16 protein-coding genes and 2 pseudogenes are annotated in these 24375 nt (G+C 74.6%); 9 read left to right on the forward strand and 9 right to left on the reverse strand.

Translation table 11 applies throughout. The features are described 5' to 3' along the window. Positions 1-99: 99 nt before the first annotated feature. Entirely contained in the window at positions 100-3027 is a 2928-nt protein-coding gene (locus ACWDNY_RS27010) for an FAD-binding and (Fe-S)-binding domain-containing protein (RefSeq protein ID WP_451648399.1), read from the reverse strand. Between the two features lie 143 nt (positions 3028-3170). Here ACWDNY_RS27010 and serC point away from each other — a divergent pair, with 143 nt between their 5' ends. Beyond that, positions 3171-4289: a phosphoserine transaminase gene (serC, locus tag ACWDNY_RS27015; RefSeq protein ID WP_451648400.1), complete on the forward strand. Its 1119-nt coding sequence runs from the start codon at positions 3171-3173 to the stop codon at positions 4287-4289. 225 nt (positions 4290-4514) lie between these two features. On the opposite strand, the gene ACWDNY_RS27020 is transcribed toward serC, so the two are convergent. Beyond that, positions 4515-5498 carry a WD40 repeat domain-containing protein gene (locus ACWDNY_RS27020; RefSeq protein WP_451648401.1) on the reverse strand — a complete coding sequence of 328 codons (984 nt, stop codon included), beginning with the start codon at positions 5496-5498 and terminating at the stop codon, positions 4515-4517. A gap of 115 nt (positions 5499-5613) precedes the next feature. Here ACWDNY_RS27020 and ACWDNY_RS27025 point away from each other — a divergent pair, with 115 nt between their 5' ends. Further along, on the forward strand, positions 5614-6288 hold the full coding sequence (locus ACWDNY_RS27025; RefSeq protein ID WP_451648402.1) for a GDSL-type esterase/lipase family protein: 675 nt from the start codon (positions 5614-5616) through the stop codon (positions 6286-6288). Positions 6289-6390: 102 nt separating this feature from the next. Further along, positions 6391-7386 (forward strand): aldo/keto reductase, encoded by a 996-nt coding sequence (locus ACWDNY_RS27030; RefSeq protein ID WP_451648403.1) that lies wholly within the window; start codon positions 6391-6393, stop codon positions 7384-7386. Between the two features lie 239 nt (positions 7387-7625). Here ACWDNY_RS27030 and thpR read toward each other — a convergent pair whose 3' ends face one another. From thpR to ACWDNY_RS27050, 4 genes are all read right to left on the reverse strand, one after another. After that, entirely contained in the window at positions 7626-8198 is a 573-nt protein-coding gene (gene thpR, locus ACWDNY_RS27035; protein ID WP_451648404.1) for an RNA 2',3'-cyclic phosphodiesterase, read from the reverse strand. A gap of 215 nt (positions 8199-8413) precedes the next feature. Further along, positions 8414-9910: an MFS transporter gene (locus tag ACWDNY_RS27040; protein WP_451648405.1), complete on the reverse strand. Its 1497-nt coding sequence runs from the start codon at positions 9908-9910 to the stop codon at positions 8414-8416. A 27-nt stretch (positions 9911-9937) separates the two neighbouring features. Continuing rightward, the gene (locus ACWDNY_RS27045) at positions 9938-10375 is read right to left on the reverse strand and encodes a MarR family winged helix-turn-helix transcriptional regulator (protein WP_451648406.1); all 438 of its coding nucleotides are present in this window, start codon (positions 10373-10375) and stop codon (positions 9938-9940) included. A 289-nt stretch (positions 10376-10664) separates the two neighbouring features. Beyond that, a complete protein-coding gene (locus ACWDNY_RS27050) occupies positions 10665-12116 on the reverse strand; it encodes an NCS2 family permease (RefSeq protein ID WP_451648407.1) in 1452 nt (483 codons plus the stop codon). A gap of 270 nt (positions 12117-12386) precedes the next feature. Here ACWDNY_RS27050 and ACWDNY_RS27055 point away from each other — a divergent pair, with 270 nt between their 5' ends. Both ACWDNY_RS27055 and ACWDNY_RS27060 read left to right on the forward strand, forming a co-directional pair. Beyond that, positions 12387-12671 (forward strand): DUF2530 domain-containing protein, encoded by a 285-nt coding sequence (locus ACWDNY_RS27055; RefSeq protein ID WP_451648408.1) that lies wholly within the window; start codon positions 12387-12389, stop codon positions 12669-12671. A gap of 126 nt (positions 12672-12797) precedes the next feature. Continuing rightward, complete coding sequence (locus tag ACWDNY_RS27060) at positions 12798-15191, forward strand: HAD-IC family P-type ATPase (RefSeq protein ID WP_451648409.1); 2394 nt, start codon at positions 12798-12800, stop codon at positions 15189-15191. Positions 15192-15317: 126 nt separating this feature from the next. Here the strand turns inward: ACWDNY_RS27060 and ACWDNY_RS27065 are convergent, their stop codons facing one another. Continuing rightward, positions 15318-18473, reverse strand: a complete 3156-nt coding sequence (locus ACWDNY_RS27065) for a sacsin N-terminal ATP-binding-like domain-containing protein (RefSeq protein WP_451648414.1) — start codon at positions 18471-18473, stop codon at positions 15318-15320. 810 nt (positions 18474-19283) lie between these two features. Then, positions 19284-20207 (reverse strand): DUF3027 domain-containing protein, encoded by a 924-nt coding sequence (locus ACWDNY_RS27070; protein WP_451648410.1) that lies wholly within the window; start codon positions 20205-20207, stop codon positions 19284-19286. Between the two features lie 539 nt (positions 20208-20746). Here ACWDNY_RS27070 and ACWDNY_RS27075 point away from each other — a divergent pair. The 4 genes and pseudogenes from ACWDNY_RS27075 to ACWDNY_RS27090 all read left to right on the forward strand — a co-directional run. Beyond that, on the forward strand, positions 20747-22183 hold the full coding sequence (locus ACWDNY_RS27075; RefSeq protein ID WP_451648411.1) for an MFS transporter: 1437 nt from the start codon (positions 20747-20749) through the stop codon (positions 22181-22183). A 92-nt stretch (positions 22184-22275) separates the two neighbouring features. Next, complete coding sequence (locus tag ACWDNY_RS27080) at positions 22276-22749, forward strand: DUF2771 domain-containing protein (RefSeq protein ID WP_451648412.1); 474 nt, start codon at positions 22276-22278, stop codon at positions 22747-22749. Further along, on the forward strand, positions 22719-23465 hold the full coding sequence (locus ACWDNY_RS27085; RefSeq protein WP_451648413.1) for a futalosine hydrolase: 747 nt from the start codon (positions 22719-22721) through the stop codon (positions 23463-23465). Before ACWDNY_RS27080 ends, ACWDNY_RS27085 begins: the two co-directional genes overlap by 31 nt. Then, positions 23455-24312 (forward strand): annotated as a pseudogene (locus ACWDNY_RS27090) (1,4-dihydroxy-6-naphthoate synthase); the annotation flags it as partial. The gene ACWDNY_RS27085 and the pseudogene ACWDNY_RS27090, both read left to right, overlap by 11 nt. Here ACWDNY_RS27090 and ACWDNY_RS27095 read toward each other — a convergent pair. Then, a pseudogene (locus tag ACWDNY_RS27095) lies at positions 24272-24375 on the reverse strand (carbon-nitrogen family hydrolase); the annotation flags it as partial. The pseudogenes ACWDNY_RS27090 and ACWDNY_RS27095 sit on opposite strands and share 41 nt — an antisense overlap.

A 24375-nucleotide genomic window follows, 5' to 3' on the forward strand; every position in this document is an offset into this window, starting at 1 on the left:
CGGCAGCCGGCGCAGGGTCGCCGGGTGCAGCAGCTCGCGCGCCACACCGGCCCGGGAGGCCTGCCACGCGGCCAGCCGCAGCAGGTTCACACTGTCGCCTCAGCGCCCCTCCTCGCCGCGGGTGTCCAGGGCGGCCGCCAGGACCTCCGCCAGGTGCCGTCCCCGTACGCCCGCCAGCTGCTCCAGCTGGGTACGGCAGGAGAAGCCGTCCGCCAGGACCACCGCCCCGTCCGGGGCCTGCCCGACCGACGGCAGGAGCTGTTCCGCCGCGCACGCCGTCGACACCTCCCAGTGGCCCTTCGCGAAGCCGAAGTCGCCCGCGAGACCGCAGCACCCTCCGGCCAGCTCCCCCGACAGGCCCGCCGCCGCACGCAGCCGGCGGTCGGCCGCGTCGCCGAGGACCGCGTGCTGGTGACAGTGGGTCTGGCCGGCGACCGGGCGGTCCAGCCGGGGCGGGGTCCAGCCGGGCGCGTGCCGTTCCAGGGTCTCCGCGAGAGTCAGGACACGGCCGGCCAGGCGCCGGGCGCGCGGGTCGCCGGGCAGCAGCTCCGGCAGGTCGGCGCGGAGCGCGGCGGCGCAGCTCGGTTCCAGGACGACGACCGGGAGGCCGGCCTCCAGCACCGGCTCCATCAGGTCCAGGGTGCGGCGCAGCACCGCGCGGGCGCGGTCCAGCTGCCCCGTCGAGACGTACGTCAGGCCGCAGCAGACCCGGCCGCGGCCCCTGAGCAGCGCCACCGGGTCCAGCGGCGCAGACCTGCCGCCGCCCACCGGGGGCCGGCTCAGGCGCAGGCGCGGCGGCAGCGCCACCCGCAGTCCGGCGGCCTCCAGCACACGGACGGCCGCCCGCCCCACCGACGGCGAGAAGTGCTCGGTGAAGGTGTCCGGCCAGAGGACGACCAGTGCGCCCGCCCCGCCGGCACCCCGCTGCCGCCGGCGCCGCCACCACCGGCTGAAAGGCTCCGTGGCCAGCCGCGGGATCTCCCGCTCGGGCGTGATCCCGCCCAGCCGCTTCGCCAGGGCCGCCAACGGCCGCACCGAGGCGAGCGCGTTCACCAGTGCCGCGGCGCGGGTGCGGGCCGCCCACCGCAGCCACACGGGCAGCAGGCCCAGGGAGTAGTGCGCGGCCGGGCGCCGCCGTCCGGCGTAGTGGTGGTGCAGGAACTCCGCCTTGTACGTGGCCATGTCCACCCCGACCGGGCAGTCCGACCGGCACCCCTTGCACGACAGGCACAGGTCGAGCGCGTCGCGCACCTCGGTGGACCGCCAGCCGCCGGTCACCACCTCGCCCGCGAGCATCTCGTGCAGCAGCCGGGCCCGGCCGCGCGTGGAGTGCCGCTCCTCACCGGTCGCCCGGAACGAGGGGCACATGACCTCCGCGCCCGCCGCCGCGGCCGTCCGGCACTTGGCGACCCCGACGCACCGGCGCACCGCCGCCGAGAAGTCCCCGCCGTCGGCCGGGTAGCCGAAGGCCACGTCCACGGGGCGGCCCGGCAGCACGGCAAAGCGCAGGTTCGCGTCCAGCGGCGCCGGGCGGACCAGCATCCCCGGGTTGAGCAGGTCGTCCGGGTCCCAGACGGCCTTCGCCCGTTCGAACAGGGCGACCGTCTCCTCGCCGTACATCACCGGCAGCAGCTCCGCGCGGGCCTGCCCGTCCCCGTGCTCGCCGGACAGCGAGCCGCCGTGTGCGACGACCAGCTCCGCCAGCTCCCGCGAGAACCGCCGGAAGCGGCCGACACCCGCCTCGGTCAGCAGGTCGAAGTCGATGCGGACGTGGATGCAGCCGTCGCCGAAATGCCCGTACGGCGTGCCGCGCAGTCCATGGTCGGCCAGCAGCGCCCGGAACTCCCTCAGATAGGCGCCGAGCCGCGCCGGGGGCACCGCGCAGTCCTCCCACCCCGGCCACGCCTCGGTGCCGTCCGGCATGCGCGTGGCCGTGCCGGCGGCGTCCTCCCGGATGCGCCACAGCGCCCGCTGCCCGGCCGGGTCCGTCACCACCCGGGCGTCGACGGCGTCGGCGGCGCGCACGACCGCCTCGGCCCGGGCGCGGGCCTCCGCCGCCGTCGCGCCGCCGGTCTCCACGAGGAGCCAGGCGTCGCCGCGGGGCAGGCCGGCCGCGGACGGCACCAGGTCCCGTGCCATCCCCTCCAGCGTCAGCGGCCCCCGCCCGCTCGCGGCCTCGCCCGTGCGCGGCGGCCCGGCGGGCAGCAGCCCGGCGGCCGCCTCGGCGGCCGCGCTCTCGTCGGGGTACCCCAGCACGGCCAGGGCCCGCGCCCGGTCCGTGCCGACCAGGCCGACGACCGCCTCGGTCAGCACGCCCAGCGTGCCCTCCGAACCGCAGAAGGAGCGGGCCACGTCGGCGCCCCGCTCGGGCAGCAGGGCGTCCAGGGCGTAGCCGGAGATGCGGCGGGGCAGTTGCGGGAAGGCGGTGCGCAGCCGCGCCGTCTCGCTCTCGGCCAGCTCGCGCAGCCCGTCCGGCGCCCCGGCCCAGCCCGGCCCGAGCCGCAGCCGCTCACCGCGCGCGGTGAGCACCGACAGCTCCCGCGCGCTGTCCGCGGTCGTCCCCCACGCCACCGAGTGGGAGCCGCAGGAGTTGTTGCCGATCATGCCGCCGAGCGTGCAGCGGCTGTGGGTGGAGGGGTCGGGCCCGAAGCGCAGGCCGTGCGGGGCGGCGGCCTCCTGCAGCCGGTCGAGGACCAGGCCCGGCTGGACGACGGCGGTCCGCGTCCCGGGGTCGAGCTCCAGCACCCGGTTCATGTGCCGGGTGAAGTCCAGGACCAGGCCCGTCCCCGTCGCCTGGCCCGCGATCGACGTCCCCCCGCCCCGCGCCACCACCGGCACCCCGCGCGCCCGGGCGACCTCCAGGACCGCCGCCACGTCGTCGGCGTCGCGCGGCGCCACGACGCCCAGCGGGACACGCCGGTAGTTGGACGCGTCCATCGTGACCAGTGCCCGGTCCGTGGCACCGAAGGCGACCTCGCCCCGGACCACCTTCCGCAGTTCCGCCTGGAGACCCCCACGATCCGTCATGCGTCCAGGATGCACGCGGCCGGCGGCCCCGCCCCGGGGTGCCGCCGGCGCCGTAGGTGTCCACAAGCCCGCACGGCGGGGGACTCGTCTCATCCGACGGACACGTTTCGGTCCGGTTTCGCCGAAGAGATACCCTCCGGCTCGTGGCTGAGATCCAGATTCCTGCTGACATCAAGCCCGCGGACGGTCGTTTCGGCGCGGGTCCCTCCAAGGTCCGGGTGGAGGCGCTGGACGCGCTGGCCGCCACCGGGACGTCCCTCATGGGCACCTCCCACCGCCAGGCCCCGGTCAAGAACCTGGTCGGCAGGGTCCGCGAGGGCATCCGCGAGCTGTTCCAGCTCCCCGACGGCTACGAGGTGGTCCTCGGCAACGGCGGCTCGACCGCGTTCTGGGACGTCGCGACGCACGGCCTGATCGAGAACAGGTCGCAGCACCTCACCTTCGGCGAGTTCTCCTCCAAGTTCGCCAAGGCGGCCCGGCTCGCCCCCTGGCTCGACGAGCCCACCGTCATCTCCGCCGACCCGGGCACGCACCCGCAGGCGGCGGCCGAGCAGGGCGTGGACGTCTACGCCCTCACGCACAACGAGACCTCGACCGGTGTCGCCATGCCCATCCGGCGCGTGTCCGGTGCCGACGAGGGCGCGCTGGTCCTGGTCGACGCCACCTCCGGCGCCGGCGGCCTGCCGGTCGACGTCGCCGAGACCGACGTGTACTACTTCGCCCCGCAGAAGTCCTTCGCCTCCGACGGCGGCCTGTGGATCGGCGTGTTCTCCCCGGCCGCGATCGAGCGGGCCGAGCGGATCCACGCCGGCGGGCGGCACGTCCCGGAGTTCTTCTCGCTGCCCACGGCCATCGACAACTCCCGCAAGAACCAGACGTACAACACCCCGGCCCTCGCCACGCTGTTCCTGCTGAACGAGCAGCTCGAGTGGCTCAACGGCCAGGGCGGCCTGGACTGGGCGGTGCGCCGCACCGCCACCTCCGCGCGCACCCTGTACGGCTGGGCCGAGGACGTGAAGTACGCCAACCCGTTCGTCGCCGACCCGGCCAAGCGCTCGCAGGTCATCGGCACGATCGACTTCTCCGACGACGTCGACGCCGCCGCGGTCGCCAAGGTGCTGCGCGCCAACGGCATCGTCGACACCGAGCCCTACCGCAAGCTCGGCCGCAACCAGCTCCGCGTCGCGATGTTCCCGGCGATCGACCCGGCGGACATCGAGGCGCTGACGAAGTGCGTCGACTACGTGATCGACCACCTCTGACCCTCCGGCACGGCACGAGGGGGCGCCCGGCGGACCACCGCCACCGGGCGCCCCTTCGCCGTACGGCGCCTCATGACGTCGGTTCCCCACCGTCAGGCCCGGCGGGCGTGGGACGTGAGGCGAGTACCGCGGGCAACCAGTGGGGCGACCGGACAGCTGCTGTTCCGGAGCCGACACGCGGAGCGCCCGGCGGGCCCGTAAGCGGGCCGGTGACCGCCGCCGCGCTCACCGCCGGCGCAGCAGGCGCCGCAGGCCGAACACGGCGGCCACCGCGACCACGGCGACGAGCCCGGTCTTGGTCCCGCCGCTCAGGCCGGCGCCCGAGCCGCCCTGGGCCGTTCCTCCCCCCGCGGACGGCGACTTCGACCCGGCGCCGGGAACGCCCGGCGCGTCCTGCGCCTGCACGGTGCTGGCGGCGCCCTCGCTGCCGTACAGCAGCTCGCGGCCGTCGGCGCTGTAGGTGACCGACTCGCCCTGCCCCTGCAGCGGCACGTTCAGCCGTCCCTCGCGCTTGATCATGCCGCCGTTCCAGGCGTAGGCGATGCCGCCGAAGTAGCCGCGCACGGCGAGCTGCCGCCCGTCGGGGGAGAACGCGGCGTCGGTGGCCCACAGGTCGACGGCCGCGACCGGCTCGAAGACGTTGGCCCCCGAGGTGGACAGCCGGGCGGGCCCCTCGTACAGGTGGCCGCCGTTCTCCTTCTTGTCGACGATGTAGACCCGTCCCGTCTTCGGGTGCACGGCCAGGGACTCGGCGTCCCGGGGGCCGTTCGCGTACTTGACGACGTACTGCGTCGCCCGGACGGTCTGGTCCCTGAGCTCCTTGGGCTCGGGCAGCCGGTAGATCCACACGTACGGCCACCGGCCGCCGAAGTTGTCGCCGATGTCGCCGACGTAGATCTGGTTGCCGGGCCCGATGGAGATCGCCTCGACGTCGCGGGGCGTGCCGACACCGGTGAGCGTGACGGTGGCGACCGTCCGGCCCGTCCGGCCGTCCACGGCGTAGAGGTACGGTCCGTCGTCGCTGTCGTTGTGCGTCCAGTACACGCCCGGGTGCAGGCGGGAGGCCGCCAGACCGCTGGACTCCGTGATCCTCGGGTCCCTGATCGTGAACCGGCCGCCGTCGCCGTCGGCGCCGTCGGCGGCGGAGGCGGGCACGGCGCAGGCGGCCACGAGGAGGGCCCCGGCGAGGAGGGCGAACGGTCGGCGCATGGGCCAAGCCTGCCATCCCGGGCGGCCGTTTCCGGGATGTCCCCGCGGAAAGAGGCCGATCAGGCGTGGTGGGCCTCACACCCCATCCGCGTCCTTGATCGTCCATCATGAGCGCATGCTCAGGTTCATGCCCGTCGGCGACTCCATGACGATCGGGAGCGCGGGCGAGCACACCTGGCGCCACCGGCTGTGGCAGCACCTGCGCGCCACGTACGACCGCCCGTTCACCTTCGTCGGCCCGCGCGAGACGCTGTACGACCCGGCGACGGATGCGCCGACGTCGTACGCGTACGCCGACCCCGCCTTCCCCCGCGCCCACCTGGCCGGCTGGGGCGAGGGCTGGGTGCACATGACCCCGCTGATCGGCGAGGCGGTGCGCGAGCACCGGGCGGACGTGCTGCTGGTCTCCCTGGGCCTCATCGACCTGGGCTTCTACACCGACGCCGAACAGACGGCGCGGAACGTGCGGCGCTTCGTGACCGCGGCCCGGGAGGCGAACCCGGGCGTCCGCGTCGCCGTGCTGCCGGTGATCCCGAACGTGCGCGTCGCGGAGGACCCGCCCTTCGCCGCCCAGGTGAGCCGGTTCAACGAGCTGCTGGTCAAGGCGCTGGCGGAGCTGGACACCCCACGCTCGCCGCTGCTCGCGGTCGCCCCGCCCGCCGCGTACGACATGCGCCTGGACACCTACGACGGCACCCACCCGAACGCGCGGGGCGAACACAAACTGGCGGCGGCCTTCGCCCACGCCCTCTGGGAGGCGTGGGGGCTGGGCGGGGAGTACGAGAACTGAGCGGCGGGACCCGGCCAGCGCTCGGCCGCGAGTGCGCCCCGGCGACGTCCCGCGCCTGTTCCCCTTGCCTGGAGCGCACTCCAGGACGTTGGCTGGGGAACCATGAAGTACACGCAACTCGGACGCACAGGACTCAGGGTCAGCCGACTGGTCCTCGGGACCATGAACTTCGGTCCGCAGACCGACGAGGCGGACAGTCACGCCATCATGGACGCGGCGCTGGACGCGGGCATCAACGTCGTCGACACCGCCAACGTCTACGGCTGGGGCGAGAACAAGGGCCGCACCGAGACGATCATCGGCAACTGGTTCGCCAAGGGCGGTGACCGGCGCGACAAGGTCGTCCTGGCCACCAAGGTGTACGGGAACATGGGCCCGGACAGCTCCCGGGTCTGGCCCAACGACGACAAGCTGTCCGCCCTGAACATCCGGCGGGCCGTCGACGCCAGCCTCAAGCGGCTGCAGACCGACTACATCGACCTCTACCAGTTCCACCACGTCGACCGGGACACGCCGTTCGAGGAGATCTGGCAGGCCATCGACGTCCTCCTCCAGCAGGGCAAGATCCTCTACGTCGGCTCCTCCAACTTCCCCGGCTACAAGATCGCCCAGGCCAACGAGCTCGCCGCCCGCCGTCACGGCACCATCGGCCTCGTCAGCGAGCAGTGCCTGTACAACCTCGCCGAGCGCCGCGCCGAGATGGAGGTCATCCCGGCCGCCCGGGACTACGGCCTCGGTGTCATCCCCTGGTCGCCGCTGCAGGGCGGTCTGCTCGGCGGCGTGCTCAGGAAGGAGGTCACGGGCGGGCGCCGTGCCTCCGGCCGGGCCGCGGACGCGCTGGCCGACCCCGCCGTGCGGGCGAAGGTCCAGGCGTACGAGGACCTGCTCGACAAGCACGGCCTGGAGCCGGGCGAGGTGGCGCTGGCCTGGCTGCTGACCCGGCCCGGCGTGACCGGCCCGATCGTCGGCCCCCGGACCGCCGGGCAGCTCGAGTCCGCGCTGCGGGCCGTCGAGCTGGAGCTGCCGGAGGAGGTGCTGACCGGACTCGACGAGATCTTCCCGGGTCCGGGTCCGGCACCGGAGGCCTTCGCCTGGTAGCGCCGCCGTGCGCCACGGGGGCCGCGTCGCCGGGTCCCGCCCGCCGGGGCCCGGCTCGCGGGGCCCCGGATCGCGGCGGGGGCGTGGTGCCGGGGCGCCGGCGCGCCCCCGTCAGGACGCGGCGGCCGTACTCCGTGCCGTCACTTGCCGAGCGCGGCCGCCACGGCGACGACGACGAACATCAGCACGAGCACACAGGCCATGATCCGGTTGCGGGTCTTCGGGTCCACGTACCGAGACTAACCGGCCGGGCCGAGCGGCCAGCGGGCGAGTCGTTCGTAGCGGGGCTGTGCGCCGCGGATCCCGGACGTCGGCAGGTGGCTGCGGACCAGCACCACCTCCTCCACCGTCCACGTCCGGCTGCCGAAGGCGTCGAGGAGTTCGACGTGGGCGCGCACGTCTCTGCCGCCCCGGCTGCGCGCCACCGTCAGGTGGGCCTTGTAGCGGCGTTGCTCCTCCATCGGGACACCGGCCTTCCGGCCCGCCGTGTGCGCGCGTTCGGCCAGCAGCCGCAGGACGCGCAGATCGCCCTCGGCGCCCGTCCACAGCGCCCTGCCGCGTCCGAACTGCCCGCCGCCGCGCAGGGCCAGCGGGAAGGGCTCGGTGCGGCGGGCGGCACGCTCCAGGCGCTCCGCGAGCTCCGGCACGACCTGCTCGCCGACCTCGCCGTAGAAGGCCAGCGTGAAGTGCCAGCCGGGGTGGCCGGTCCAGCGCAGGCCCTCGCCGCCCGGCAGGCGCCTCAGCCCGGCGACCTCGTGTGCGAGGGCCTCGATGACGTCCTGCGGGGGCAGGACGGCGGCGAACAGTCGCATCGGATCACCTCGTCCGGCGCCGGACCCCTCGTCGTCAGGCCGAGGGTCCGGCGCCTGTCAGGAACAGCACGCCCCCGGTTCAGGACATTCCCGTACGGACCCGGCGTCCACTCCTGGCGGGACCGCCGCCGCGGGACCGCCGCCGCCGGGACAGGCCGCGGATCCGGTCGCGGATCCGGTCGCGGATCCGGTCGCGGGCTCGTCGCCGCCGCGGCTCAGGCCGCCGTCGTCAGCCGTTCCGGGCGTTCGCGGGGCACGAAGCGGACCGCGGGGCGGCCGCTGTTCCAGCCGACCGACAGGCGCAGCCCGCCGCACCGGGCCAGGAACAGGCCGACGGTGACGGCCGCGACCGCCGAGACGACACCGCCGAGGGCGAAGCCGATCCGCGGGCCGTAGGCGTCCGTGACCCAGCCGACGGCCGGCGCGCCCAGCGGCGTACCGCCCATGAAGACCATCATGAACAGCGCCATCACCCGTCCGCGCATGGCGGGGTCGGTGCCCATCTGCACCGCGGTGTTGGCCGTGACGTTCACCGTCAGTCCGAAGATCCCGATCGGGACCATCAGCAGCGCGAACGGCCAGTACGACGGGGCCATCGAGGCCACGATCTCCAGCGTGCCGAAGGCCGCGGCGGCGCCGATCAGCACCCGCAGCCGGGCCGTGCCGCGCCGGGCGGCGAGCAGCGCGCCGAACAGGGAACCGACGGCCATCAGGATGTTGAAGAGGCTGTAGGCGCCGGCCCCGGCGTGGAAGACGTCGTCGGCGTAGGCCGACAGCCACACCGGGAAGTTGAACCCGAAGGTGCCGATGAATCCCACGAGCACGATCGGCCAGATCAGCTCGGGCCGGCCGGCGACGTAGCGCAGGCCCTCGCGGAGCTGACCCTTGCCACGCGGTGCGCGCTCGACGACGTGGAGCTCACGGGCGCGCATCAGCAGCAGGCCGGCGATGGGAGCGACGAAGGACAGGCCGTTGAAGAGGAACGCCCAGCCCGTGCCCATGCCGGTGATCATGACGCCCGCGACGGCGGGGCCGACCAGCCGGGCGGACTGGAAGTTGGCGGAGTTCAGGCTGACCGCGTTCTGCAGCTGCTTCGGGCCGACCATCTCGGAGACGAAGGACTGGCGGGCCGGGTTGTCGACGACCGTGGCGAGTCCGACGGCGAAGGCGGCGACGTAGACGTGCCAGACGTGGACGTGCCCGGAGAGCGTCAGCGCGGCCAGGACCAGGCCGGTGAGTGCCATGGCCGACTGCGTGCACAGCAGGGCGGGCCGCTTCGGCAGCCGGTCGACGAGGACGCCGCCGTAGAGGCCGAACAGCAGCATCGGCAGGAACTGCAGCGCCGTGGTGATGCCCACGGCGGCCGACGAGCCGGTGAGGCTGAGCACGAGCCAGTCCTGGGCGATGCGCTGCATCCAGGTGCCGGTGTTGGAGACCACCTGGCCCATGAAGAACAGGCGGTAGTTCCGGATCCGCAGCGAGCTGAACATGGAGGTCCTGCCCGGGGCGGCCGGGACGGCGTCCGCGGCGGCGGGTGCGGGTGCGGCGGAGTCGCCGGCCGGAGGGGATCCGGCGGCAGGGCCGGCGGGCGCGGGCCGGCCGTCGGAGCGGGTCTCCGTACCGGCGCGGCCGGCGGAGGGGGTGTCGGGGGCGGGCCGGGAGTCGTGGGTGGTCGGTGCGGGGGCGGAAGCTGCTCCGGATCCCGTACTCAAAAGGGTTCGCCTCCTCGTGCGACGTGCTTACAGGTGCGCGAGCTTCTCCAACACGGGGGCGGCGGCACGCAGCCTCGCCCACTCGTCCTCGTCGAGTCCCTCGACCAGGCCGGCCAGGAAGGCGTTCCGCTTGCGGCGGCTCTCCTCGAGCATGGTCTCGGCCTGTTCCGTCTTCGTGACGACCTTCTGGCGCCGGTCCTCGGGGTGCGGCTCCAGGCGGACCAGCCCCTTGGCCTCCAGCAGCGCCACGATGCGGGTCATCGACGGCGGCTGGACGTGCTCCTTGCGGGCGAGCTCGCCCGGCGTTGCGCTGCCGCATCTGGACAGCGTGCCCAGCACCGACATCTCGGTGGGGCTCAGCGACTCGTCGACGCGCTGGTGCTTCAGCCGACGGGACAGCCGCATCACGGCGGATCGCACGGCGTTCACAGCGGCAGCGTCGTCGCCATGGGTAAGGTCCGGCATGTTCTTTAGCCTAACTCATTACCCTGCCTAAAGACCACTGGAGGCGCCCACCTCCCCCCGTGACCCTGGCCACTGCGGCCCCACGCCACTCGTACGGGCGATCGGGAGTCGGAACACGACACGTCCCGCAGAAGGGCCCGGGCGGCCCTCGTGTCACAGGAGCCGGCACGCTAGGCCCGCGAGCCGCTCGAACGGCCACGGCCCGGCACGCCCCACGAAACGGAACGAGCGCCCGGGACGATGTCGTCCGGACGCTCGTTCGGGGTGACCTCCGCGGTCAGCGGGCCGGTCAGGTCAGACCGAGGGCCGGCATCAGGTAGTAGAAGGCGAAGACCGCCGACACCACGTACATCGCCACCGGCACCTCCCGGCCTCGGCCGGCGACCAGGCGCAGCACGGTGAAGGTGATGAAGCCCATGCCGATGCCGTTGGTGATCGAGTAGGTGAACGGCATCATCATCATGGTCACGAAGGCCGGGATGGCGATCGTGAAGTCGGCCCAGTCGATGTCCTTGACCGAGCCGGCCAGGATCAGGAAGCCGACGGCGAGCAGGGCCGGGGTGGCCGCCTGGGACGGGACCATCGTGGCGACGGGCGTCAGGAACAGTGCCAGGGCGAACAGCGTGCCGGTGACGACGTTCGCGAAGCCGGTCCGGGCGCCCTCACCGACACCGGCCGTGGACTCCACGAAGCAGGTGGCTGCGGAGGAGGAGCTGGCGCCGCCCGCGGCGACCGCGACGCCGTCGATGAACAGCACCTTGCTCATGCCGGGCATGGCGCCCTGGGCGTCCGTGAGCTTGGCCTCGTCGCTGACGCCCATGATCGTGCCCATCGCGTCGAAGAAGCACGACAGCAGCACGGTGAAGACGAACAGGACGCCGGTCAGCACGCCGACCTTCTCGAATCCGCCGAACAGGCTGACCTTGCCGATCAGGCCGAAGTCGGGGGGAGAGACCGGGTTGCCGGGCCACTTCGGGGTGGTCAGGCCCCAGCTGGGGATCGTGGCGACGGCGTTGATGACCATGGCGACGACGGTCATGGTGACGATCGAGATCAGGATCGCGCCCGGCACCTTGCGCACGATCAGCGCGAAGGTGAGCAGCGTCCCCAGCATGAAGACGAGCACCGGCCAGCCGTTGAGGTGGCCGGTGGCGCCCAGCTGGAGCGGGACGGTGGTGTGGGCGATGTCCGGGATGCGGCTGACGAAGCCGGAGTCGACCAGGCCGATGAGCAGGATGAACAGGCCGATGCCGATGGCGATGCCCTTGCGCAGGCCGAGCGGCACGGCGTTCATGACGCGTTCGCGCAGGCCGGTGGCGACCAGCAGCATCACGACGAAGCCGGCGAGGACGACCATGCCCATGGCGTCCGGCCATGACATGCGGGGCGCGAGCTGGAGGGCGACGACCGTGTTCACGCCGAGGCCGGCGGCCAGCGCGATGGGCACGTTGCCGATGACGCCCATGAGCAGCGTGCTGAACGCGGCGGTCAGGGCGGTGGCGGTGACCAGCTGCCCGTTGTCCAGCTGATGTCCGTACATGTCCTTCGCGCTGCCGAGGATGATCGGGTTCAGCACGACGATGTAGGCCATCGCGAAGAAGGTGGCGAGACCGCCGCGGATCTCCCGGGACAGCGTGCTGCCCCGTTCGGAGATCTTGAAGTAGCGGTCGAGGGCGCCGTAGGCGGGTGGCGTTCCCGGCTGCTGAGGGGCGGTGGCCTTGGCGGTGGCCGAGGTGGACATGCGGATGACCTCAGGGGGTGCGGTGGGTACGGGGGTACCGGGGCGGGGAAAGTGAGCGAGTCTCGCAGCTTCCCGCTCACCCATCAGGTTCCCCCCGGGCCCTGTTGGTGGTTCGTACGAACGGAAGCAGCCAGACTCAGACTGTTTCAGTATGAACATATAAAGCCGAAATTGCTATCTCCGCGCGTAGAACGCGGAACGCCACCGCGGCCGCGGCCCAGCGCCCGGTGACCGCCGACAGCCCCGGCCACGGGCCGTAAGCTGAGGGCCATGGCGAAGTGGACCCCCAAGCACGAGGCGCCGGAGCCCCTGGAGGGGCCCGTGGTCGCCACCATCACCGGCGGCACCGTCGTCTGGTTCGTCCTCTTCCTCCTGCAGCTGCCCTTCTACGGCTGGTTCGACGACCACGGCCGCACATGGTGGCTGTGGACCTGCCTCGCGGGCGGCGGCCTTGGCCTGATCGGCATCTGGTACGTCCGTCGGCGGGACGCGGCGCTCCGCCGCACGGCGCACGAGGAACCGGCGCCGACCGCGCAGCCGACACCCACCGAGTAGGCCGCGCGGGCTACGCGCGCGCCAGGCACTCGGACGGCCGGGCGGCGAGGCGACGGACCGGCCCGGCGCCCGGCTCCGCCGCTTCCCGACGCGTGCGGGCCCCCGTCCGCACGTACCGTCGATGGCATGACGCACAGCGACGCGGGCCCCGGGCTGGACCGCCCGCACCCCGCGCCCGCCCCGCCGGGGACCACCGGACTCACCTCCGCCGAGGTGGCGGAGCGGATCGCGCGGGGGGAGGTCAACGACGTCCCGGTGCGCGGCAGCCGCACTGTCGGCGCGATCGTCCGCGCCAACGTCCTCACCCGGTTCAACGCGATCATCGGCGTGCTCTGGCTGGTCACGCTCGTCGTGGCGCCCATCCAGGACAGCCTCTTCGGCTTCGTCATCGTCGCCAACACGGGCATCGGCATCCTCCAGGAGTGGCGGGCGAAGCGGACCCTGGACACGCTCGCCGTCATCGGCGACGTCCGCCCCACCGTCCGGCGGGACGGCACCGCTGTCGAGATCGGCACCTCCGGGATCGTGCTCGGCGACCTGCTGGAGGTCGGTCCCGGCGACAAGGTCGTCGTCGACGGCGTCTGCGCGGAGGCCGACGGACTGGAGATCGACGAGTCGCTGCTGACCGGCGAGGCCGACCCCGTGGCCAAACGGCCCGGGGACCCGGTGCTGTCCGGCAGCTTCGTGGTCGCCGGCGGCGGCGCCTACCGGGCCACCAAGGTCGGCCGCGAGGCCTACGCCGCCCAGCTCGCCGAGGAGGCCTCCCGCTTCACCCTCGTCCACTCCGAGCTGCGCACCGGCATCTCCACCATCCTCAAGTACGTGACCTGGATGATGGTCCCGACCGCGATCGGCCTGATCGTCAGCCAGCTCGTGGTCATGCGGTACGGCCTGAAGGACTCCGTCGCCCGCACCGTCGGCGGCATCGTGCCGATGGTCCCCGAGGGGCTCGTGCTGCTCACCTCCGTCGCCTTCGCCGTCGGCGTCATCCGGCTCGGCCGCAGGCAGTGCCTGGTGCAGGAGCTGCCCGCCATCGAGGGCCTGGCCCGCGTCGACACCGTCTGCCTCGACAAGACCGGCACCCTCACCGAGGGCGGCATGAACGTCACCCGGGTCACGCCCCTGAACGGGCAGGACGACGGCTGCCTGCGCACGGTGCTCGGCGCGCTCGGCGAGTCCGACCCGCACCCGAACGACTCCCTGCGGGCGATCATCGACGCCTTCCCGGACACCGGGCAGTGGCGCTGCGTGCAGTCGCTGCCCTTCTCCTCCGCCCGCAAGTACAGCGGCGCGACCTTCAGCGAGGGCGACGGCCGGACCAGCACGTGGATCCTCGGCGCCCCCGACGTGCTGCTGCCCGCCGACGCGCCCGCGCTCGCCGAGACCGGGCGGCTCAACGAACGCGGGCTGCGGGTGCTGCTGCTCGCCCGTACCAGCCGCGACCTGGACGGCCCGGACCCCGCGCGGTCCGCCGAGCCCGCCGCGCTGGTGGTGCTGGAGCAGCGGCTGCGGCCGGACGCGTCCGACACCCTGCGCTACTTCGCCGAGCAGCAGGTGCGCGCCAAGGTCATCTCGGGCGACAACGCCGTGTCCGTCGGCGCGGTGGCCGCCAGGGTCGGCCTCGACGGCACCGCGGTCGACGCCCGCCGGCTGCCCGGGGGGGAGCCGGAGCTGGGGCGGGCCCTCGAGGAGGGGACGGTGTTCGGGCGGGTCACCCCGCGGCAGAAGCGGGTCATGGTGGGCGCCCTGCAGTCGCGCGGGCACACCGTCGCCATGACCGGCGACGGCGTGAACGACGTCCTCGCCCTGAAGGACGCCGACATCGGCGTCGCGATGGGATCCGGTTCGGAGGCCACCCGGGCCGTCGCGCAGATCGTGCTGCTGGACAACAGCTTCGCCACGCTGCCGTCGGTCGTCGCCGAGGGCCGCCGGGTCATCGGCAACATCACCCGCGTCGCGACCCTGTTCCTGGTGAAGACGGTCTACTCGGTGCTGCTGGCGGTGCTGGTGGCGTGCTGGCGGGTGGAGTACCCGTTCCTGCCCCGCCACCTGACCCTGCTGTCCACCCTCACCATCGGCGTCCCGGCCTTCTTCCTGGCCCTCGCCCCGAACCCGGAGCGGGCCCGGCCGCACTTCGTACGGCGGGTGATGCGCTACGCGGTGCCGGGCGGCGTGGTGGCCGCGGCGGCCACCTTCACCAGCTACCTGGCCGCCCGCCACCACTACACCGGGCCCGGCTCCCTGGGCGCCGAGACCAGCGCCGCCACACTGACGCTCTTCCTGGTCTCGATGACGGTGCTGGCGATCATCGCCCGCCCCTACACGTGGTGGCGCCTGGTGCTGGTCGCGGCGATGGGCGCCGCCTTCCTGGTCGTGCTGGCGGTGCCGGCGCTCCAGACCTTCTTCGCCCTGCAGCTGGTCGGCACGACGATGCCGTGGATCGCGGTGGGCATCGCCGCGGTGGCGGCGGCCGTCCTGGAACTGCTGTGGAGATGGGTGGCCCGCCGCTTCCCCGCGTAGGGACCGGCGACCACCCGCGCCCGCCCCACCCACCGGACGCGGCCCGGGCCCGGACACGGTCGGCGGCGCCCGGGTGCGGGTGGGACGGCGCTTCGATCGCCGGGCCGGGCCGGGCCGTGGCGTGGCTCAGTCGAACCAGCGGTCGCGGGCGAGTTCCTCCGTTCGCGACGGGTCCTCCAGCAGCGCCGCGACCTCGAAGCGGCGCGGCCACTGCCCGGCCGCCCAGGCGAGCCCGGCGGCCACGCCCTCCAGCGTCGCCGCGTGCAGCACGCCGTCGGAGGTGACACGCCAGTCCAGTTCGACCCCGTCGACGACCAGTTCCTCGTGCTCGACGTACGTCGCGGGCGTCTCCGGTCCGAGCAGCACCCGTACGGACTCGGGCACGTCGTGCTCGGTGCCCCGGGAGTCCACCCGCCCGGTGACGGACTCGCTCAGCCGGCGCACCTGGAACAGCTCGGCCAGCTCGGCGGCCCGCGACGGCCGGACCGGCAGCAGCGGGACCCCCTGGGTGAACGGCAGCAGATCCGGCGAGTCGACGACGACGGCGCCGGTCGCGTCCACGACCTCCACCCTCCCGTCGACCACGGCCCGCAGCTCGTCCGGCAGCGTCACCCGCTCCGGGTCCAGTTCGGTCAGCGCCCCGTACAGCGCGTGCAGTTGGGTCGCCGTCACCGGGCGGGCGGGGTCGGCGAGCCGGTCGAGCAGCTCGGCGGCGCCACCGGGCTCGTCGAGCAGCGCCCGCACGCTGGTGCGCACACCCAGCGCCCGCAGCACCTGCTCGTCGTCAAAGCCGGCCGCGTCTGCCTCGTCGTACAGGCCCCGCAGCAGCGGGTCCCCGCCGGCGGCCCGCAGGCCGGCCGGGCGGCGCCCGCCGAGCACCGGGTGCCCGCGCAGCCACCACGCGGTGTACGGCCGTACGACCTCGTGGGTGCCGTCCGGCAGCAGGATCCGCACCGGCTGGGTGAGCGCGTCCCGCAGCGGCGGCCGGGCGAGCAGGGCGAGCGCCTCGGGCCACCGGTCGTCGTCGACGAGGTCCAGGTCGCGCACGGCGACGATCTCGGTGGCGACCGGGGGCACGGGGGTGTCCGGGAACCGGTCGAGGACGTCCTCGCACCACACGTCGACGGCGTCCAGCAGGCCGGGGTCGTCGGGCTCGGGGAAGTCGGCCTCGCGGGGTTCCAGCTCATCCGGGTCGAGGACCACGTCGGTGGCCCGCACCAGCGCGAAGTCCACCAGCACGCCGCAGGCGGCCAGCGGCTGCCCGCCCCACTTCCGGGCCAGCTCGGCGTCCACGGCGGCGAGTTCGCCCTCGCGCATCACCCGGGCGAACGGACCCCCCGGGAAGACCAGTTCGCCGGCCGGGGCGAGTTCGCCGTCCTCGTCGGGCAGGGCGAGCGCGCCGAGCCACGGCTCGTCACCGGGCTCCAGGCCCGCGTCCCGCACCAGCGCGAGCACGGTGTCGGCGAGTTCCTCGGCGTCCGGGACATCCTCGTCCCACGCGCCGCCCTCCTCGTCCAGCGAGGCGGCGACCGCGGCCCGCACCTGGGGCGTGGTGAGCACGGCGCGCGGCGTCGCGGGCAGCGCGCCCAGCTTCTCCAGCACCGGGTGGACGGCGTCGGGGTGGGCCACCTTCAGGCCGAGCCGGACCAGCACCTGCGGCTCGATGCGGGCGGTGTCCGGGGCGGGCAGCAGCACCTGCCGGGGCCCGATGGCCGTCCTGACCGCTCCGGTGCCGGAGGTCCGGGAGGTGTCCCCGGCGAGCGGCACCGGCAGCCCGGTCAGCCGGTCGGGGTGGACGCCCGCCAGGCTCTCGTACAGCCGCCGCCACCAGCCCGGCTCCTTCTCCAGCCCGGCCAGCCGGTCGATCGCGTCGGTGAGCGGGACCCGGGCCACGCCCAGGGTCCGCAGCTCCACGCGCCGTTCCAGCCCGGCGGGCAGCAGGGTCGGCAGCACCTCGGCGAGGACGCGCACGGTGTCGGCGCCGGCACCCTCCACCACCTCCGCGTCCCGCGGCCGCAGGGACTCGGACAGGTCGGTGTCGTCCTCCCCCGGCGCCACGGCGGGCGGCAGGAAGGACGTCCGCGGCAGCCGCCGCAGGATCTCCTGCCGCAGCGCGCCGTCGAGTTCGCCCTTGCCCAGCGGCCCGGGCACGAGGCCGATGGTCGCCTCGGTCACCGGCCGCCACCGGGCGAGGAGTTCGGCGTAGGCGTCCGCCGCGCGCTGCACCAGGAAGTCGGTCAGCGGGCCGGGGGCGGCGTGGCGGCGGGTGCTGTCGAGGGGGAAGGACGCGATGAGCAGGGCCGGCACGCCCAGCGGCTCGTCGCTGGGGGTGGGGGCGTGCACGACGGGGCTGGTGCGGGGCCTCGCCGGGCCGCCGTCGGCGGCGACGGGGACGGCCCAGGTGACCGACCAGTGGGGACGCAGCCGCTCCTCGACCGGGCGGTCCGCGAGCAGTTCGGGCGTGAGCGGGCCGTGCGCGGACGCGGTGCGCCAGCGAGTGGTGCCCTCACGGGTGTCGTCCACGATCGTGACGGCGCCCTCGGTGCGGCGGCTCAGGGTGCGCGGGGGGGCGGTGCCGATCTCGACGACGACCTCACGGAGTCCCGGCAGGGCGAGGAGCAGGGCGTCGTCGACGGCGTGCAGGAGGCGCTCGGCGAGGTCGGCGGCGGCCGCGTCGCGCAGGGGCAGGATGACGACCGTGTCGTAGGGGTCGGGGGCGGTGCCCTCGGCGGCGAAGGGCAGGCGCAGCAGCGGCACGTGCCCGTCGCGGCGGCGGATCTCGTCCCCGAGGCCGGGACTGTGCCGGGCGACGTCCTCGGCCAGGTCACGGGCCTCGGCGAGGGACCACCGCACCCCGCCGTGCCGGCCGACGACCGCCGGCTCGTCGGTGACGGCGAGGACGGCCGCGAACCCGACACCGAAGCGGCCCACCGCCGGGGCGCCCGCCGCCGGGGTGTCCCGCTTGGCGGAGGCGCGCAGCGTGGACAGCGACTCCACGCCGGCCGCGTCGAGGGGGGCGCCGGTGTTCGCGGCGAGCAGGACGCCGTCGCGCAGGGTGAGCCGGAGTCGGCCGGCCTGGCCGGCACGGGCGGCGGCGTCGGCGGCGTTCTGCGCCAGCTCGACCACCAGCCGGTCGCGGTAGCCGCCGAGGGCCAGGTCCTCCTCGGCGTTGGCGTCCTCGCGGAAACGGGCCGGGCTGGTGGCCCAGGCGTCCAGGACACCCCGGCGCAGGCGGGTCGTCCCGAAGGGATCGACGCCCTCGGCCGGCGACGGCACGATCATGCTCACGTTGCTCTCCTCGTAGACGTGGGACCGAAGGTACCGCTCCGCCGCACCTCGGCACGCGGTCGTCCCGGACGGGTGGGCCAGGCCGGCCGGCACGGGTCCGGGCCGCCGCCGCGCCGAACGCACCCATGGGTGGCCGTGCCGCCGCCACGACGCCGTGCCGACGCGAACGAGCCGAGCCCGGACTCCCCGGAGGGACAGCGGGACCTCCTCCCCCGGCCGCCGCCGCGCCCGGCGAGCCCCCGGGACCTCCCCGCCCGCCCGTCGTCACGCCGACGCGAGACGGCCCTGTCGCGTTGCCCGCGCGGACGAGACCGGTGCGTGCGGGCATCCCGCCCCGCACCGGATGCTGCGCCGACGGGCGCGGGCGACGGACGCGGACGACGGGTGGCAGGCGCCCGGCGACGGACGCGAACGGCGGGTGGCCAGGCACAGACGGCGAGCGCCGGATGGCGGGCACGGGCGGCAGGCACCCGGGCAAGGACGGCGGGCAGCCAGGCACCGGCCGCGGGCACCGGGCACGGAGGGCGGGCAGCCAGGTACCGGGCACGGGCAGGCGACGGGCGACGGGCGACGGGCACGGGCGCCTTGTGCAGGCACGGGCACCGGGCAGCCAGGCACCAGCCGCAGGCACCGGGCACGGGCAGGCACGGACGCCGGGGTCACTCCTCCGAGGAGATCGGCGCGATCACCGCGTGGCCGGGGAAACGGACCAGCTCCGCGGCCCCCAGGTGGGGACGACCCTCCGCCTTGCGACGCACCGCATCCGACGCCGGGCGCTGATCACCGCGAATCACGGGACAGCCCTCAGGAGTGCCCCAGCTCCGCCGTCTCGTCGTCCGTGACCGTGACCGACCCGGAGTCCCGCGCCGGACGCAGCGGGAACGGGTCCACCCGCGTCTCGTCGATCACCGGCGGGGCCGGCTGCGGGGGCTTGGGCATGACGGCGGCCTCGGAGTGCCCGCCGCACCCGTAGCCGAGCGAGACCACATGGCCGTCGGCCGGGGAGAACTCGTTCGCGCAGATGCCGAAGGCCTGCCCCAGCGAACCGCAGATCGGCACCAGGAAGCCGCAGGTCTGGCAGGACGCCGGCGCTGCCTGCGCCATCGGCGTCCTGGGGCCGAAGGACTCCTCCCAGCGCTCGGCGGCGGCGCGCAGGCCGTACCGGGACAGCACCCGGGCGCGGCGCAGGCCCAGCTCCTCGGCGGCCGAGGCGATCGAACCGCGCGACGGCACCACGGGCTGGTTCCGCGCCGGACCGGCGGTGACGTCGGCGTCCTCCGCCTCGGCCAGTTCGGCCATCTCCTCGGAGACCGCGGAGTTCGGCGGCGGCTCGTCCTCGCCGGAGTAACCGGGCTCCAGCCGCAGGTCCTCGGCGTCGGTCGGCAGCAGGTCACCGGGGCCCATGTCCCCGGGGCGCAGGCGCTCGCTCCACGGCACCCACTCCGGCGCGAGCACCGCGTCACGGCCGGGCAGCAGGACGACCTCGTCCACCGTGACGAGCTTGGCGCGGGAGGCGCGGGCGACGGTGACGGCCCAGCGCCAGCCCCGGTAGCCGAGATCCACGCTCTCGAAGAAGTGCGTCACGACGCGGTCGCCCTCGGACACCACCCCGGCGTGCTCACCGACGACGCCGGGTGCGGCCGCCTCCTCGGCTGCGGCGCGGGCGAGGTCGACGGCCTCGGCGCACAGGCGGTCGGGGGTGCGGCTTCGCGTGGTCGCTGCGCTCACAGGTATCGCTTCTCTCCTACGCCGTCTCTCGGGTGCGCCGGCCTGAAGGCGGCGGAGCGGACGGAGCGGACCGTGGGACCGCGTCGACGTCCGCGCCCGATCGCGCTCGGGCGCACCTACGTCATCCATTCTGCGGTATGCGCGTAAGGCGCGCGGCCGAGAACGTTCGCCACGGCGCGCTACGCACGCTACCTTCTCGCGTGCGCTCGGCCTACACCGACGGCGGTCTTCGCGACTCCGCGACCCGTCTTCCCCGCCCGCCGGCGCGCCCCGGCGGGCGGGGAAGAGACACCGCGCCCCGCCGCCCGCGGGGCCGCCCACCACACCCGGCCGCGGCACGGCACCACCCCGGCCGGCCCACGCCGCGAGGCGCCCCGGCAGCGGGGCGGGACCCGGTCCTCGCCGCGCCGCCGCGCGGACGGAAGCCGGCGCCCCGGGCCGGGGCCCACGGCGGTGACGAGGGGCCTTCGGTGTGTTCCCCCGGTCGCGCCCGCGGGGTGATCGCACTACCCGCGCCGGCTTCGGGGCACTATGACGGGGTGGCAGCCGCGAGGACGCCCCCCGGGACCACCGGCATCAGTGGGGCCGAGGAGGAACGCGAGGGGAGCACCCGGAGCCGCGGTTCGGGCCGGTTCGGCGGGTCCGTCCGCGCGGTCGGCCGTGCCCTGCGCCTCCCGGTCACCGGTACCGTCCGGGGCATCCGCAAGGCGACCCACGCCCACGGCGCCGGCGAGTCCGGGCTCGGCAAGCTGATCGAACTGCACGCCGTGAACGGCGCCGGCGACGTCATGATCACCGTCGCGCTCGCCTCCACCGTCTTCTTCTCCGTGCCCACCGACGAGGCCCGCGGGCGGGTCGCGCTCTACCTGGCCATCACCATGGCGCCGTTCACGGTCCTCGCGCCCGTGATCGGCCCCCTGCTGGACCGGCTGCCGCACGGCCGTCGCGCCGCGATGGCCGGCGCGATGCTCACCCGGGCACTGCTCGCGCTGATCATCGCCGGGGCCGCGGCCAGCGGCAGCCTGGAGCTGTATCCGGCGGCGCTGGGCGTCCTGGTCGCCTCGAAGGCGTACGGGGTGGTCAGGAGCGCCGTCGTGCCCCGCCTGCTGCCACCCCGCTTCTCCCTGGTGAAGGCCAACTCACGGGTCACCCTCGGCGGGCTGCTCGCCACCGGTGTGGCCGCGCCGATCGGGGCGGGCCTGCAGAGCGTCGACTCGCGCTGGCCGCTCTACGGAGCCTTCCTGATCTTCGTCGCGGGCACGTTCCTGTCCTTCTCCCTGCCGCCGAAGGTCGACTCGGCCAAGGGCGAGGGCCGGGCGCTGCTCGCGGCCGACGAGCAGTACGCGCACGGCCCGCGCCGCAAACCCGCCAGGCGGCCGGGCCTGCGCTCCGTCGGCACGGCCGTCACACACGCCCTCGGCGCGAACGCTTCCCTGCGCTGCCTGTCCGGCTTCCTGATCTTCTTCCTCGCCTTCCTGCTGCGCGAGCACCCGCTGGCCGGGGCGAGCGCGGCGGTGTCACTGGGCGTCGTGGGCGTCGCCGCGGGCGCGGGCAACGCCATCGGCACGGCGGTGGGGGCCTGGCTGCGGTCGCGCGCGCCGGAACTCATCATCGTGACCGTCGTCGCCGTGGTGCTGGGCGCGGCGATCGCGGCCGCCGTCTTCTTCAGCACGTTCCTGGTGGCGTGCCTCGCCGCGGTCGCCGGCTTCGCCCAGGCACTGGCCAAGCTGTCCCTGGACGCGCTGATCCAGCGGGACGTGCCGGAGGCGGTGCGGACCTCGGCGTTCGCGCGCTCGGAGACGCTGCTGCAGATGGCCTGGGTGCTCGGCGGCGCGATCGGCATCGCCCTGCCGCTGAACGGAGTGCTGGGCCTGTCCGTCGGCGCCGCCCTGGTCGCCGCCGGATGGCTGACCACCGTCCGCGGGCTCCTCGCCTCCGCCCGCAAGGGGGGCCGGACAGGGTCCCGGGTGGTCTGACACCGGGGGCGGCGCGGCCCCCGGCAGCCCGGCGGGCGGCGCGCCGCACCCCACGTGGAAAGGCGGCAGGACGTGCCCGATAGCCTTCGGCCATGACTTCGATGCAATCCGCCGTGCGACGCCGCCGCGCCGTCGCCGCCGCCGGCGTTGTTTCCGCCGGACTGCTCCTCCTGTCGGCCTGCGACAAGCCGACGCCGAGGGCGACGATCACGGTCGGCAGTACCTCGGTCAGCTCGGAAGCCACCTGCTACAACGACGGCGCCCCGCTGAAGGACGTCGACCCGGCCAAGTGCCTGAAGGGCGCGGGCGTCAAGTCGGTCAAGGTCGACCCGGACGAGACCGTCCGCTTCGGCGTCGACCCGGAGATCGCCGAACACGGCTGGACCATCCTGATGAACGGTCAGCCGCTGACCGACTCCAGCAAGAAGACCTACCGCACCATCCCGGGCAGCGTGTTCTTCAACGCGCAGTACGGCGCGAGCGGCAACTCCACTTTCGTCTCCGTCAAGGAGGGCGAGAAGAACGTGATCGGTCTGTGGTCGTTCAAGCTGACGAAGGACTCCTGACCACGTCGTCCGTCCGCGTGCTCGTGGCCACCGCGGTCCCCGTCGAACGGGACGCGGTGGCACAGGCGTTTCCGGAACCGGCCCGTGAGGTGCCGCTGCCCGGGGCGACCCTGCACCGGGTCGCCGGATTCGACCTGATCGCCGCCGGCGTCGGCCCCGCCCTGGCCGCCGCCTCGACCGCGGCCGCGCTCACCGCCGCCGCCCTCGACGGCGCCCCCTACGGCCTCGTCGTCTCCGCCGGGATCGCCGGCGGCTTCGCCCCGGACGCGCCCGTCGGCTCGCTCGTCGTCGCCGGCGAGACCACCGCGGCCGATCTGGGCGCGGAGACCGCCGACGGTTTCCTGCCGGTGACCGTGCTGGGCTTCGGCACCGTCACCCATCGTCCGCCCGGGGCCCTCCTCCGGGGCGTGGCGGCCGCCACCGGAGCACGCGTCGGACCCGTGCTGACCGTGTCCACCGTCACCGGCACCGCCCGCCGGGCCGACGCCCTGCGCGCCCGCCACCCCGGCGCCCTCGCCGAGGCCATGGAGGGGTTCGGGGTCGCCGAGGCGGCCGCCGCGCACCGTGTGCCGGTGCTGGAGATCCGCGCGGTCTCCAACCCCGTAGGCCCCCGGGACCGCGCCGCCTGGCGCATCGGCGACGCCCTCGCGGCGCTGACCGAGGGCTTCGGGAAGCTCGCGCCCGTACTGGAGAGTTGGAACCCCCATGAGCCCTGAGAGCCGGCGGCTGCAGATCGCCTACTCCCCCTGCCCCAACGACACCTTCGTCTTCGACGCCCTCGCCCACGGCCGCGTCCCCGGCGCGCCCGCGCTGGACGTCACGTTCGCCGACATCGACATCACCAACGGCATGGCCGAGCGCGGCGAGTACGACGTGCTGAAGGTGTCGTACGCGGTGCTGCCGTACGTCCTCGGCGAGTACGCGCTGCTGCCGTGCGGCGGCGCGCTGGGGCGGGGCTGCGGCCCGCTGGTGCTCACCCGGGAGCCGGAGGCCGGGAGCGCCGGCGCCGGCGGTGCGCAGCTCGCGGGCCGGACGGTGGCGGTGCCGAGCGAGAAGTCGACCGCGTACCTGCTGTTCCGGCTGTGGGCGGCGGACAGCGTCCCCGGCGACGTCGGCGAGATCGTCGTGATGCCGTTCGACGAGATCATGCCCGCCGTGCGGGACGGCAAGGTCGACGCCGGCCTGGTGATCCACGAGGCGCGCTTCACCTACCGGAACTACGGCCTGCACAAGCTCGCCGACATGGGTGAGCACTGGGAGCAGACGACCGGGCTGCCGATCCCGCTCGGCGCCATCATCGCCAGGCGGTCGCTGGGCGGCGAGGCGCTGACGGGCCTCGCCGAGTCGGTCCGCGCGTCCGTGCGCGCCGCCTGGGAGGACCCCGAGGTGTCCCGGCCGTACGTCATGGAGCATGCCCAGGAACTGGACCCGGCCGTCGCCGAGCAGCACATCGGGCTGTACGTCAACGAGTTCACCGCCGACCTCGGCGAGGACGGCTACGCGGCGGTCCGCGGCCTGCTCACCCGCGCCGCGCCTCGGCCAGCACCTCGCCCCACGGGTCCACCACGATCGAGTGACCCGCCTGCCGAACCCCCGCGTGCGTGCCCGCCGTTCCGCACGCGAGCA

It is taken from the genome of Streptomyces sp. NPDC003697, from assembly GCF_053587115.1.

Coding starts and splice junctions, on each gene's coding strand:
- ACWDNY_RS27025 (WP_451648402.1), top strand. CDS start 5,614: ATGCTCAGGTTCATGCCCGTCGGCGACTCCATGACGATCGGGAGCGCG.
- thpR (WP_451648404.1), bottom strand. CDS start 8,198: ATGCGACTGTTCGCCGCCGTCCTGCCCCCGCAGGACGTCATCGAGGCC.
- ACWDNY_RS27045 (WP_451648406.1), bottom strand. CDS start 10,375: ATGCCGGACCTTACCCATGGCGACGACGCTGCCGCTGTGAACGCCGTG.
- ACWDNY_RS27020 (WP_451648401.1), bottom strand. CDS start 5,498: ATGCGCCGACCGTTCGCCCTCCTCGCCGGGGCCCTCCTCGTGGCCGCC.
- ACWDNY_RS27055 (WP_451648408.1), top strand. CDS start 12,387: ATGGCGAAGTGGACCCCCAAGCACGAGGCGCCGGAGCCCCTGGAGGGG.
- ACWDNY_RS27080 (WP_451648412.1), top strand. CDS start 22,276: ATGACTTCGATGCAATCCGCCGTGCGACGCCGCCGCGCCGTCGCCGCC.
- ACWDNY_RS27030 (WP_451648403.1), top strand. CDS start 6,391: ATGAAGTACACGCAACTCGGACGCACAGGACTCAGGGTCAGCCGACTG.
- ACWDNY_RS27065 (WP_451648414.1), bottom strand. CDS start 18,473: ATGATCGTGCCGTCGCCGGCCGAGGGCGTCGATCCCTTCGGGACGACC.
- ACWDNY_RS27060 (WP_451648409.1), top strand. CDS start 12,798: ATGACGCACAGCGACGCGGGCCCCGGGCTGGACCGCCCGCACCCCGCG.
- ACWDNY_RS27010 (WP_451648399.1), bottom strand. CDS start 3,027: ATGACGGATCGTGGGGGTCTCCAGGCGGAACTGCGGAAGGTGGTCCGG.
- ACWDNY_RS27050 (WP_451648407.1), bottom strand. CDS start 12,116: ATGTCCACCTCGGCCACCGCCAAGGCCACCGCCCCTCAGCAGCCGGGA.